The following is a 13,628-nucleotide window of genomic DNA, read 5'->3' as shown; positions in this document are numbered from 1 at the left end:
GTTACAGCCCCTTTATCATCTTGTTAATTCCACATTGTAGTGGTATTGATCACTTCGGAATTTCGTTCTTGTGTACTCGATTGGTTTATCGTCAATCCCATAGCTTAGTCTTGTCATTTCAATTAATGCTTCTCCTGCCCGAATTCCGAGCAAATCGGCTTCATGCATGGTTGCATTCATGGCAGATATTTTTTCATTGGCTTTTCTTAAAGCAATACCGTTTTGCTCCAGTATCTGATAAAAGTTTGCATGATTGAGCTCTTCTTTCATAAGCTGCTCGCCAATGGATTTAGGCCAACAGCTTCTTTCATAGGCAATGGGCAAATTATCTGCAAACCGAATTCGCTCAATGACCAAAATGGACACATCTTCTGTTTGAAGCATTGCTTTTTCATGATATAAGTCGGTGGAGAATTCTGCTCGTATCAGTTGGGAATATGGTGTTAATCCCCGTTCTAATACTTCCTCTGCAAATCCTTTTAATCTCCCCAAACTTCCGACAAGCTGTTGGGATTTAACAATAGTTCCCCGTCCTTGTTGCCGCTCCAATAGCCCATCTTGCACCATCATGCTTATTGCCTGCCTGATGGTTGTTCTACTAACCTCGAATTCTTTCATCAACTCTTGTTCGGTGGGTATCAATTTATTAGGAAGCCATATCTTCTCCTGAATGCGTTGAATGAGCGTTTCCTTTATTTGTAGATATAGCGCTATTTGTCTGTTGCTTTGTTGGTGCATATTAAAAACCCCTTTGTTGTCCCCTTAGACAAGCAAACTCTTTTTAAGAGCCATAGATCTCTGTTTTAATTCCTAGCATTCTTCCAAGTTCCACAAGCTCTTCCACCACGTCATCGTATACTAAGGCAAAATGTGGCTCAAATCCTTCATTCATCACATCGTATAAAGTCTCTGTCACATCTTTTTGCAGGGCAACTTCCACAGAAGTACCTTGGAAATGCTGAGGAGAGTCGAGCGCTTCACCTTTCATGATCAGTAGACGATATCCTTCAGGAGTATGACTCACACGGAAAATCGTGACACCACCAGCTTTTAATCCAAAGTCCATCGTAAATCCAAGTTTTCTGTTTGGATGAACACCTGCTGTTGCACCCGTCTCTTCTCTTGCCAAGGAATACGCTCCTGCTCCACAATGCCAAAATACAACGGAATTATTCTCTTCATTTACATGAACAAGGTCCCCAAGATACGGTGCTTTTCCACCGCTTAATTGTTGTAAAACAAACATGGATACAGAGCCATGAATGTCTGACTCACAGGATGAAACCACGCCGTCTTCTGTAAATTGAGAAAGGGTAGAACAAGCTGCTGCGCCTAAATCGTTGAAAAAGTCTGGCCAGCAACGTACAGCGATTGCCTGAATGCCGTTAGCTTCAATATGCTTTTTGACATAGGTAGAGAATTGCGCGAATTTCGTCACGGTTTCATCTGATCGATTTAATCCAATTACTTGTTGCTCTGCCCTTTCAATGGCAGGTAGCCACTCCTCTTTCGAAAGCTCTACACATTCTTTAAATGCAGTTTGTAAATCCATTTTATATAAGTTCACACCAAGGGCACTTTTCAGTTCCTGCTCGTTTGTATCGGAGAAGAAGAATCCTGGTGGATGTTCTCCAACTACACCGATGGTTAATTCATTTAATTGAGCAAGAACCTTATTTACTTTTAGATGCTTCGTTAATTTTTCTTGAAGCTTTAGTTCATCTGGATTGCCGAATACAAAGGCAAATGTGTGATTATGGTTTCGGAGTACATTGCTTGTGCTGTTACCGCCTGTTAAGGAATTTAGGCGTAAACGTCCACCTACACTTGGTTCTCTTACAGACCACACGATAACAGGTTCTGTTCTATTCTTTAAAATCTCTACCATGAACTCTCCATCTGCAAATGTGACACTCTGGTAAAGGATCGAATCTACTTTTTCATGTTGAGTTTCTTGCAAGAATGCTTCTAGTTCTTCAACCGAAGTTAAAATACCTTCTGGTTCAACTACTTTCTCACAAGTGTTTTTTAACCATACAGAGCTCTGGGCACGATACACTTCGCCCGCCTCTAGGTCAAATGTTTTTCTTCCGATAGGTACATATAAAATATTGTTATTTAGCATCATTAGATCCCCTTTATGAATAGGCTTACATTGAGTATAACATAGGTTACTACCTTTTTGTAAATATCATAACCTTTGTTTTTAATAGAAAGGGACTGTTCTCTTGAAAAATCAGTCCCTTGTTCTATTATTTTATATCTTTCAATTTACCAAAAAGATCTGCCCATTCTGAGTTTTTGCGGTAGAAAACAGGTGGCTCTCCAATTGGGGCTTCCACTGTAATGTCTCCTCCTGCATACTCTTTTCCACTCCAGACATGGACCCATTCATCCTCAGGAAGATATACATCCCACGTTGTTGCTCCTTCATCATAGACAGGTGCTACAAGGAGATCTTTCCCGTATAAATATTGGTACTGTATGTCATATGTTGATTCGTCATTTTCATAGTGCATGAAAAGAGGTCGCTGAACCGGTGTACCTTTTTCTGCATTTTGTTTTACTAAACTCTTTGTATATGGAGCCAAAGTTGTATAAACGGTAGTCATTTTTGCTAACTGCTCTAAAGAGCGTTCTGTATCGTCATATTGGAAACAGTCATATGGTCTATTTCCTTCATGCGAACGCATTACTGGAGTGAATGCCCCAAGTTCGGTCCAACGCAGCAACAATTCTTCGTTTCGCTTGTTGCCAAACAAGCTGGTGTACCCACCAATATCACTATGATGCAATCCATTACCAAGCATCCCTGCTGAAAGGGCTGCAGGTATGACAGAAGCTAAACCATCGTCCAAGGTAAAATCAACACTCTGATCTCCGCCCCATAGCAATGTATTGTATTTCTGTATCCCGGTATAACCTGCTCTCATAAAGTAAACAACTTCGCCTAATTTGCCAGCTTCTTCAACGGCTTCATAGTTGACTTTTGCCCACATGGTCGGCCATGCGTTATGCATTTTCATTGGATCTTGTCCGCTATGCAGCTTGACATCTGTAGGAAGATACTCTCCGAAGTCAGCCATCCAACCGTCCAATCCAAAGCCAATCAGATTATCTTGAATGACCGTTTTATACCATTCCGTTGCTTCAGGGTTAGTAAAGTCAACCACTCCACAATAGAACTCACCAAAGTCCACTAAATAAACTTCATTCACATCATTCAATGCCAAGTATCCTCTTTCTTTGGCTGTTGCAAATAAATTCCCTTCTTCTGCAACATAAGGATTGATATATCCTAGAAAGCGAATTCCTTTTTCTTTCCACTCATGAATTTTTGTGTGTAGGTTCGGATACACTTCAGGGTTCCACTGCCAATTCCACATCAGACGCTTTCCAAAGGAAGTCATACGGATACCTTGCCAATCCTGACACCAGACTCCTCCTACTTTTACGCCTTTAGCAAGGGCCTTCTCTAGCTTTTCTTCGACGACATCTGTTCCACCCTGTATTCCTAACCAGATTCCGTTATAGGTCCACTCTGGTAATTCCGGCTGACGCCCAAAGCGATCGGTGATTTTTTCAAGCAATCCTACAAAGTCATTTGCGCCTTCAAGAACTACCTCTTTTGGCATTTCCCAAATTTGAAGCTCATGAAAAGAATCATTTCTGAAATCAAAATCTGCGTAAGCTGTCGTTTCCACATGGCAATAATATTTTCTACTTGATACGAAGGTCGGTTGAGGATAATTGGTATGATAATAATCTCCCCCAGCCATCCCGGTAACATCTGATTGCCAAGTTACATAGGTGCTCTTATTTCTGCCAACACCAGGTTCTGAAGTCCAGAGAGGGAAGTTCTTCCCTCTCATATTAAAGTGTGTCAGTTGTTCTCCGCATCCGTACACTTTCTCCTCTTTATTTGCCTTCAGACGGAGCCAGAAGCGATTGATATTCTCCGTTGCTTTCACGAAAACGAGTTTTACCTCATTTTCTTTTTGCACCAACTGAACAGTTACAACAGAAGGTCCATTTGGATAACTTGCAAAATCTATTTCAATGGAATCGCCTTCGTTTCTTACATGGATAAACGGAAGAGCTAGACGTTCTGTTACATAATCTTTTATGTCAAAGTTACCACGAAACATCTTAACGTTCTCTTGCCCTTTCCCAACAAAAAGGAAGGGAGCGTCTGGAGAGTGATGAAAAATCTCCTCCCCTTTCCACGTAACAGTAAAACTATTATTCTCCGTCGTAACCTGCATCATGTCATTTTCTGTAAAAACTGCCATAGGATATCCCCCTTACGCTGATTTTTTATTGTTGATAAGCTCGTCTTGTTTCTTATCAAGATATTTTTCATACTTTTTATTCCATACTTTCATAGATAAATAACTCATAATTACAGATAGGAAGAGCACACTGCCCATTATTGGCCAGAAATACGGTGAAACAATTGCTGATTCATAGGCTAAACCGATAGGTGAGAAGACAACATATGTCATGACCACTAGTGTTAATAGAATAACCGTTGTCAATAAAGAATACTTCCATGGCGCAAGCTCCACTTGTGCATTCTTTTTGTACACATAAGGTGTTTTCAAAGGTTTAACGTTTCCAATTAACAACATGATTCCAACTTCCACAAAGAATAGGATTGCATAAATATGAATAAAGTTCAGATCGATGGTGAATCCAAACAAATGATTAGTTCCCCACACAAGCATGTAATACGTAATTACGTGGAAGATGACTACCACTTTAGCAGCTAATGCAGGAACTCGTTTGGAAAGCAACCCTACCATTACAATGGTAATGATCGGAATGTTGAAGAATCCTGTAAATCGACGAATCAAATCCCATAGTCCTGTAGACGCTTCCATTAATAGCGGGGATACACAGAACGATACAAGGGCAATTAACACACCAAAGATTTTACTAATCTTAATAAGTTGCGCATCTGTTGCATTTGGATTCATCGTCGGCTTATAAATATCAAGTGCAAACATCGTCGCAGCTGAGTTTAATAAAGAGTTAAAAGAACTGAAAACCGCACCAAGTAAAACGGCTAAGAAGAATCCGGACATGTAAGTTGGCAACAGATCAGCAACAAGTGCTGGATATGCCAAATCTACTGATTCAAAATTCCCTCCATACAGATGGAACGCAATGACTCCCGGTATCATCATGAATAAAGGAATGGCTAATTTGAAGAACCCGGAGTAAAGAACCCCTTTTTGTCCTTCTGATAAACTTTTTGCTCCTAACGTTCGTTGAATGACGTATTGGTTCGTTCCCCAATAAAAGAGGTTAGCAAATATCATACCTGTAAAGATGGTTCCAAACGGTACAGAATCATCACTTCCGCCAATGGCATTTAACTTTTCAGGATGTGTAAGCGCGATGGTCTTCATTCCATCTACCATACTGCCGTTTCCTAAAGCGATAAAGCCAAGAATAGGTATCAACATACCAATGACTAGCAATCCTATCCCATTGATTGTATCAGAGACTGCAACTGCCTTTAATCCTCCGAAAATCGCATAGATCGCTCCAATAATTCCAACTACCCAGATAATCAACCAAACAGACTGACCATAAGATATCCCTAACAATTCCGGTACATCAAATAATTTTAAGATTGCTAAAGCACCTGAATAAAGTGTAGATGGAATGGTTACAAGAATATATCCTAACATGAACAAAATAACCGTGTATCGACGAACTCCCTCGTCATAGCGCGTGCTTAAGAACTCTGGTAGGGTTGTAAAAGCTCCTCCTAAATACTTAGGTAACAGGTACAAAGCCATGATTGTAATCGCAAATGCTGCAGTTACTTCCCAAGCCATATTGGTCATATTTTTCCCATATGATGCGCCGTTAAGACCGACTAATTGTTCAGCTGAGAGGTTTGTCAGCAACAAGGAACCTGCGATAAACATTCCCGTTAATCCTCGCCCAGCCAAGAAGTACCCTGTTGAATCGTTTACTTCTCCTCTTGTTTTCAAATAGGAAAACCAAGCCACCAGGCCCATAAAAAACATACATGATAATAAAGTAAAAAGGACATTAGACATCCCCATATCTGTCACCCCTTCAATTCCAACCGTTATTTAAGCGTTTACAATTTATAGAAAAGTTCAATATTTTCCCCATCAATACCTGGATGTGCCCCTTTTTCCATGAGCAACTTTCTATTCGGATGTGCAAGAAGCCACTTGTTTTTCATAAATAACAGTTGGTCTTCCTTTGACTTTCTTTCAAGACCTTCTTTTAAAGGCTCATTCGTACCTTTTGGTAAAATAACAACCGTTCTAAAACCCTCATCCTGCACTTTACACGGTGCAAAATGGAGTGTTGTCGCATACAGTTCAACCGCTTTTCCCTTTGGTATAAAGAAACCGGTTACATTATCACTTTTAAAAGAATTATCTATGATGTCTTGAACCTGTCCAAGTAGTAAAATCATATCAGTACCTGCCACATTAATTTCACTGGATTTATGATATTCCAGTCCATTTAAAGTAGAGTTTACACCGTTACAATAACCAACTTGAATGTCCATTCCGCCATAAAAGTTATCCTTGATTAATTCGGAAGGTGCCTGTAGTTCCATTTCCGGAATCGATGCCATATAGACATTGCCTTCCTTTGGAATATCCGTTTCATTCATATAGTTAAGATAACTAGTGAAATCGTATTCTTCTACTATTCTACCAAAAGGTATGAATTCTTTATTATTTATATCGAAAATGGATAGATTTGCATTAAGAGATCTTAACAATTCAAGCTTAGACATTTACAACTCTCCTATATAGTAGCAGTGTTATATTAGGCAGGCTCTCCTTTGACGGAGAGCCCAGCTAATAGGATTACTTCACTTCTTCCAATTCCTTGGCAGTGTTATCCCATGCATCACGGAAAACTCCTAAACCGTAATCAGTGAATGGGTGTGCAAAGCTTGTTTTGTACACATCGAATCCGCATGTCACAATATCTGCACCAGCTTTGGCTGCGTCTGCAATTTGCTTACCGTTTCTTAGAGCTGCAACAATGATTTCCGTTTTCGCATTGTACATTTTGTAAATATCTACAATGTCTTGAATGTAAGGAGCTGTATCTTCCCCACTGTTTTCTTTCCAACCTACGAAAGGAGAAACGAATTTCGCTCCGATTCTAGCTGGCTGTAGTGCTTGTGAAGGAGAAAATACCAAGGTAACGTTTGTGCGGATTCCTTCTTCCTCCAGTCTTTTCGCAGCAATTAGTCCAGGCTCTGTGCAAGGAATCTTGATGATGAAGTTGCTTGATAAACTAGCAATCTCTTTTCCTTCACGTACCATCTCTTCAGGATCTTCCAAATGTGGATTAATTTCAACCGAGATCGGAAAGTTTTCCACGTTTTTAAATTCTTCCCCTAATTCTTTTAATACTGTCAAGAATGGCTTACCGCTGTTCATGATATGTCTTGGGTTAGTGGTAACTCCATCAATTCCCCAGTTCTTATACGCATAACGAATCTCTTCAATTTTTGCACTATCTAAAAAATATTTCATTCTATTTCCCTCCTAAATGTCTGGATGTTTCTAAAATGATAATAATATTGTTACCTTTCATTAAAGGTTATTACCTTTAATTACATAATAAGAAAACGCATACAAATTTGCAAGTGTTTTTTATTATTTTTTTATATTTTTCTACTAACACCTATATCCAGTTTTTAATCATTGCACTTCTTTCCTTGTATAGAGTATGATGTTGTTAACAAATATCCGATTATACAGGTGGGATTAATAAAATATGAAAAATAGTACCTTACCAAAACCCTTGGTCACTTTTAATCAATGGTTCATATTGACGACTGTTATTCTTTCTCTTGCAACTGGCCTTTACTTTCTGATGGCATTTCCTTTGCTTGCAGGAGTGATGGGATTGTTGTTTAAGTGGAATCCAGTTCTTATTGTCGCACGGAAATTTCTATCTAAACCTGCAGGATCTTATCCTCAGGAAGACGTTGCACAGCTGCAATTTAACCAGAGCATTGCGGTAGCCTGCTTGGCATTAGCGCTTTTCGGTTTTTATTCCGGATTTGTTGTTCTCGGTTATACGTTTGCCATTATGGTAGGTATTGCATCCGGAGTTGCGTTGATGGGCTTTTGTGTAGGATGTTTTATCAGGTTTCAGTGGCAGCAGTATAGATATCGTAGAGCAAAGTAGATAATGATATGATTATTTTGATGTGAACTCTTTTATGGGGTTCATTTTTTTGTCTGGGATTTATTCTTGAAAACGTATGAGGACATTGTTTGGTTGCATTGGGGCAACATTGTTCTCATTGACTTTGTATGAAGACCTCCCACCCTATAAACCCTCAAACATTGTCCTCATTAACCTCGTATGACGACCTGTACCAGGGATATACATCAAACATTGTCCTCATTGACCCCGTATGACGACCTCCACCTGGGATTTACCTCCTACATTGTCCTCATTGACCTCCTATGACGACCTCCCACCCCACAAAACTCAAACATTGTCCTCATTCATCCCTCTCATTAAATCACAGCCAGCTACTCCCCCTCAAAAATTGCAAAACACATCAAAAAAGCGACCCCACAAAAGGATCGCTTTCACACACAAATTATTTTTTATACTTAATTTCATAAACATCTCTACGTCGGTCCTTCAGCTGTCGCACCGTTCCAGACTGACGTTGGCGGCGAAGGATTTCCAAGTCCACATCTCCAATGATTACCATTTCAATATTTGGATTACACTCTCCAACAATCCCGTCCCTTGCAAACTCAAAATCGGACGGTGCGAAGATAGCTGATTGGGAATATTGAATATCCATGTTCTCCACCTGAGGAAGGTTGCCGCATGTTCCTGCGATAACCGTGTAAATCTGGTTTTCCACAGCACGTGCCTGCGCACAGTAACGAACACGTAAATAACCTTGGCGGTCTTCTGTATTAAATGGACAGAAAATAATATTTGCTCCTTTTTCAGTAGCAATACGGGCAAGCTCGGGGAACTCGATATCATAGCAAATTTGTATCGCGATTTTACCGCAGTCCGTATCAAAGACACGAACACTGTCGCCCCGGCTTATTCCCCACCATTTTCGCTCATTCGGCGTGATATGCAATTTGTATTGCTTTTCGATCGTTCCATCACGTCGGAATAGATAGGCAATGTTAAATACCTTTTCATCCTCCTCAACGAAATGGGAACCTCCAATAATATTTACGTTATATTTTACCGCAAGATCTGTAAACAGCTGGATATACTGTTCGGTAAACTCTGTTAGACGCTGAACTGCTTTGCTAGGCACCTTTTCATGCAGGAAGCTCATCAACTGGGTTGTAAATATCTCTGGGAATACGGCAAAATCAGCACCAGCATCTGAAGCCACATCTGTGTAATACTCCACCTGTGTGGCAAATTCTTCAAAAGAACTTATAGGTTTCATCATGTACTGAACCACACAAATCCTTACAGGGAAAGAAGTTTTAAAATGACGTTTAGTTTGTGGAATATACTCTACATTGTTCCACTCCATCAATGTTGCGTATTTATTGGAAGCCACATCGTCAGGAAGATATCCTGGATTGATGCGCATCAACGTAAACTCGTTCAACAATTGGAACGAAAGCACAGGGTCGTAAATTTTATGACGCATAACCTGCCTTACATATTCCCGTGGGGTCATTTCTTCCGCATACTTATGGTAGTTTGGGATGCGGCCGCCAATAATGATACTTTTCAAATTAAGCCTGCGTGCAAGATCTTTCCTAGCTTCGTACAGCCTGTGCCCAACCTTCATACGTCTGAATCCTGGATGCACCATCACTTCAATTCCATAAAGGTTATAACCATCTGGATTGTGATTGGTTATATACCCTTCATCTGTTATATCATCCCATGTATGGCGGTCATCATATTCATCAAAGTTGATTAATAAGCTTGAACATGATCCAATTATTTCCCCATCATATTCCGCGCAAAGCTGTCCTTCCGGGAACATATTTAAATGACTTTCAAGATGTTCCGGCTTCCATGGCTGCATGCCAGGAAAGCATACATGCTGAAGTGCAATAATATCATCTATGTCTTTCAATTCTATATTTCTGATAATCATTTTTTTCTCAAATTTAGATAAATCGATTTTTGACAATGCCATCATCTCCTATCCTTATGTAAAAACAAATAAAAATGGGGTTATTTCTGAGTGTAATATGGAGAATTGCCCAATATTACTTATTCCCCAATTTTATCATAATGAAACACAAAACAATAAAGGACAGGCTCCCTGCACACCAAAAGTGGGTCAAGGGACCTGTCCTTACACCATCAAATCTTATAAACTCTAGCTTCCCAAGGACGCAACTCAAAAGAATTTGCTTCCTTTTCGGCTGTTTCATAGTTACTAATAAGTAGTTCTGCATTTTTTAGGTCCATGGTACTGTTGAACTGGTGGTTATTTCCCGAGAAATTTGTCACAACAAGTAGAGTTTCGTCACCTAGAGTACGAATGTATGCAAAGATTTCTGTATGATCCTCATATAACATTTCAAAAGATCCGTACACAATAACCTCATGTTGCTTACGTAGCTGTATCAATTTACGGTAGTAATGAAAAATAGAATCTTTATCTGCCAGTGCTTTTTCTGCATTGATTTCCTGATAATTTTCATTCACCTTGATCCATGGAGTCCCGGTAGTAAATCCTGCATGATCTGAGCCATTCCATTGAACTGGAGTTCTGGCGTTATCACGGCCTTTAGTATAAATTGATTCCATGATTTCCTGTGGATATTCTCCATTTTCACCTACTCGTTCCTTGTACATATTCAATGTTTCAATGTCCTTGTAGTCATCTATCGAGTCAAATTTGATATTGGTCATCCCGAGTTCTTCCCCTTGGTAAATGTAGGGCGTCCCTTTCATCATATGCAGACATGTTGCTAACATTTTAGCAGAGGTGACTCGGTATTCTTTGTCATTTCCCCATCTTGATACGATGCGTGGCTGATCATGGTTATTCCAATACAAACTGTTCCATCCGCCATCTTCAAGCTCGGATTGCCATTTACCTAGTGACTTTTTTAAATCCCGCAAGTCCAAAGGTTTCAAATGCCACTTATTTTTTCCAGGCTGGGTATCAAGGTCCATATGTTCAAATTGGAAGACCATGTTTAATTCCTTGCGTTCTTCTCCTGTATAAAGCTTTCCTTCTTCAGGAGATACTCCCGGCATTTCTCCTACCGTCATGACATCATAATGTTCTAATACTTCTTTATGCATTTCTTGAAGAAATTCATGAATACGAGGTCCATTCATAAAATATTGATGTCCAGACACATATTTCTTGCCTTCAACCTTCTCCCCATCAGGCAAGCCGTCCACTTTAGAAATAAAGTTAATAACATCCATTCGAAATCCGTCAATACCTTTATCCAACCAGAATTTCATCATGTCGTATACTTCTTGTCGTAGCTTAGGGTTCTCCCAATTCAAATCAGGTTGTTTTTTGGAAAAGAGATGCAGGAAGTATTCATCCGTTTGCTCATCATATTCCCAAACGGACCCGCCAAAAGTAGCCTCCCAGTTGTTCGGTTCAGCCCCATCCTTCCCAGGTCTCCAGATATAATAATCACGAAATGGATTATCCTTTGACTTACGGGATTCCTTAAACCATTCATGCTCATCTGAACTATGATTGACTACAAGATCCATAATCAATTTGATATCCCTCTTATGCATCTGGGCAAGCATCTCTTCCCAATCTGCCATCGTACCGAATTCATCCATGATAGTACGATAGTCGCTTATGTCATAGCCATTGTCATCATTGGGAGATTTATATACTGGAGAAAGCCAGACAACTTCCACACCTAACTCTTTTAAGTAATCCAGTTTTTCAATAATTCCTTGAATGTCTCCTACCCCATCACCATTTGAGTCATTGAAACTTCGAGGGTAAATTTGATAAACTACCGCTTCTTTCCACCATGTTTGAGTTGTCATATTAGTTCTTCTCCTTATCACTAGTTTCTATATCGTAATATTTCCTGTTCCTATAAATGAAATCGATTCCATAACCATTGTACAAGATAGCCCCCTCTATTGGAAACCGCTTTCTTTCTCAAAGTCAAAAAAAGTTCACATTCATAGGGTGGGATTAATTTTGCAATAATGAAAAGTAACGACTATAATTTTAGGGAAAAGTATCTTGAATTCAAAAGAGGAGAGTTACCGTGGATCATTCCAAAAAAATAGAGAACCTATTGCTCGCGGCAGCAATCATTGCCCTTGTTGCTTCACTTGGCAGCTTATATTTCTCCGAAGTATTGTTGTACATTCCTTGTGAGCTCTGCTGGTATCAGCGGATATTAATGTACCCTTTAGTTATTTTGCTCGGGATAGCTGCGGTAAAAAAAGATGCTGGTATTGCAACCTACGTCCTACCTTTATCCATCATCGGTGGAAGCATATCCATCTATCATTACTTGATTCAAAAAGTTGCGTTTTTTAGCGAAAACTCCGTTTCATGTGGAGTCGTACCATGTACTGGTCAATATATTAATTGGCTGGGCTTTATTACCATCCCATTTTTAGCTCTTATCGGTTTTACTTCCATTACGGTTATATTGTTTTATGTAAAAAAACTTTCAAAGAAAGCAGGTAACTGACCTTGAAAAAACTTATCATTATTATGGCGGTCATCATGGCCATCTTTATAGCACTCGTTGTAATCACCAATATTCAGCAAAAACAAAATGTGGAAGGCAATCCCTTTGGTAAGGATAAGCTTCATACTGAAACACAAAAACAGCTTGATGATCCACTTTACCAAAACATTATCACCCCTGATCAATTGAAAGAAGACTTGGATGCTGGGGAAACAAAGACAATCTATTTCTACAGCTCCACTTGCCCTGCATGTAAGCAGACAAGCCCTGTTGTTGTCCCTATGGCAGAAGAGATGGGAATAGATTTGGAACTTTACAATCTACAGGAATTTGAAGAAGGCTGGGACGATTACCGAATTAATTCCACACCTACCTTCATCCATTTCGTAGATGGACAAGAAGTAGAGCGCTTAGAGAACTATCACCAAGACAGCAGCGTCTTCACAGAATGGTTCGAAAAAGTAAAACAAACTCCTGGCGAATAACCGCCAGGAGTTTGTTTTTGTTCTTACTTAAATCAAAAAATGATTGGAAGGCCGAATGAATTTACTAAAAAAATTCGACTTGATAGGCTTTTGTACAAATTGATCAATCGAAAACGGAAATGAAAACCCGTATTCCCTTAACATAATAACATTCCTCTTAAAAATTTCACGATGCTTAGTAAGTACATCCTCTTCTTGAATTGTTTCAATAACTGCAATAATTGCTTGAAGACATGATATGATATGAAATGCTTCTTTTAATGTTCCATTGTAATCGGAAAAAGTATCATGGACTTCTCCAGTGTGAAGGGATAATTGCTTTGCTAGGTTTTCTATCTCTTTATCTGTGAAATAATAAGGAAGAATGTTCGTCAAGAGGTGCTGGACCAATTCACCAATATGGTCCTCCTGCTCTGGAGTTGAAGCGTATACTACTTTCACGAATTAAAAC

Annotated in this window: 12 protein-coding genes; 3 read left to right on the top strand and 9 right to left on the bottom strand. The window is 39.5% G+C overall.

Annotation, left to right across the window (positions count from 1 at the left end; genetic code table 11):
* Positions 1-15 precede the first annotated feature (15 nt).
* The 6 genes from LG307_RS05735 to LG307_RS05710 all read right to left on the bottom strand — a co-directional run bounded on the left by LG307_RS05735 (position 16) and on the right by LG307_RS05710 (position 7,553).
* The gene (locus LG307_RS05735) at positions 16-738 is read right to left on the bottom strand and encodes a GntR family transcriptional regulator (protein ID WP_404448899.1); all 723 of its coding nucleotides are present in this window, start codon (positions 736-738) and stop codon (positions 16-18) included.
* A 43-nt stretch (positions 739-781) separates the two neighbouring features.
* Positions 782-2,125, bottom strand: a complete 1,344-nt coding sequence (locus LG307_RS05730; RefSeq protein ID WP_404450386.1) for an L-fucose/L-arabinose isomerase family protein — start codon at positions 2,123-2,125, stop codon at positions 782-784.
* A gap of 127 nt (positions 2,126-2,252) precedes the next feature.
* Positions 2,253-4,292 carry an alpha-glucosidase gene (locus tag LG307_RS05725; protein WP_404448897.1) on the bottom strand — a complete coding sequence of 680 codons (2,040 nt, stop codon included), beginning with the start codon at positions 4,290-4,292 and terminating at the stop codon, positions 2,253-2,255.
* Positions 4,293-4,304: 12 nt separating this feature from the next.
* Positions 4,305-6,083, bottom strand: coding sequence for a solute:sodium symporter family transporter (locus LG307_RS05720; RefSeq protein WP_404448895.1), 1,779 nt, complete (start codon positions 6,081-6,083; stop codon positions 4,305-4,307).
* 38 nt (positions 6,084-6,121) lie between these two features.
* On the bottom strand, positions 6,122-6,799 hold the full coding sequence (locus LG307_RS05715) for a DUF4867 family protein (RefSeq protein ID WP_404448893.1): 678 nt from the start codon (positions 6,797-6,799) through the stop codon (positions 6,122-6,124).
* Positions 6,800-6,872: 73 nt separating this feature from the next.
* The gene (locus LG307_RS05710) at positions 6,873-7,553 is read right to left on the bottom strand and encodes a transaldolase family protein (RefSeq protein ID WP_223492563.1); all 681 of its coding nucleotides are present in this window, start codon (positions 7,551-7,553) and stop codon (positions 6,873-6,875) included.
* 244 nt (positions 7,554-7,797) lie between these two features.
* Here LG307_RS05710 and LG307_RS05705 point away from each other — a divergent pair, with 244 nt between their 5' ends.
* On the top strand, positions 7,798-8,214 hold the full coding sequence (locus tag LG307_RS05705) for a DUF4395 domain-containing protein (RefSeq protein ID WP_404448890.1): 417 nt from the start codon (positions 7,798-7,800) through the stop codon (positions 8,212-8,214).
* Between the two features lie 424 nt (positions 8,215-8,638).
* Here the strand turns inward: LG307_RS05705 and LG307_RS05700 are convergent, their stop codons facing one another.
* On the bottom strand, positions 8,639-10,180 hold the full coding sequence (locus LG307_RS05700; RefSeq protein ID WP_404450385.1) for a GNAT family N-acetyltransferase: 1,542 nt from the start codon (positions 10,178-10,180) through the stop codon (positions 8,639-8,641).
* 170 nt (positions 10,181-10,350) lie between these two features.
* The gene (locus tag LG307_RS05695; protein WP_404448888.1) at positions 10,351-12,027 is read right to left on the bottom strand and encodes an alpha-glucosidase; all 1,677 of its coding nucleotides are present in this window, start codon (positions 12,025-12,027) and stop codon (positions 10,351-10,353) included.
* Between the two features lie 230 nt (positions 12,028-12,257).
* On the opposite strand from LG307_RS05695, the gene LG307_RS05690 reads away from it, so the two are divergent.
* Positions 12,258-12,692, top strand: coding sequence for a disulfide oxidoreductase (locus tag LG307_RS05690; protein WP_404448886.1), 435 nt, complete (start codon positions 12,258-12,260; stop codon positions 12,690-12,692).
* Positions 12,693-12,694: 2 nt separating this feature from the next.
* Positions 12,695-13,177, top strand: a complete 483-nt coding sequence (locus LG307_RS05685; RefSeq protein WP_404448884.1) for a thioredoxin family protein — start codon at positions 12,695-12,697, stop codon at positions 13,175-13,177.
* 27 nt (positions 13,178-13,204) lie between these two features.
* Here the strand turns inward: LG307_RS05685 and LG307_RS05680 are convergent, their stop codons facing one another.
* Positions 13,205-13,618 (bottom strand): DUF5365 family protein, encoded by a 414-nt coding sequence (locus LG307_RS05680; protein WP_404448882.1) that lies wholly within the window; start codon positions 13,616-13,618, stop codon positions 13,205-13,207.
* Positions 13,619-13,628: the final 10 nt, after the last annotated feature.

The organism is Sutcliffiella horikoshii (assembly GCF_044809035.1).
GTDB classification, from domain to species: Bacteria; Bacillota; Bacilli; order Bacillales; family Bacillaceae_I; genus Sutcliffiella_A; species Sutcliffiella_A horikoshii_G.
This window is presented reverse-complemented; position numbering and strand designations above follow the sequence as displayed.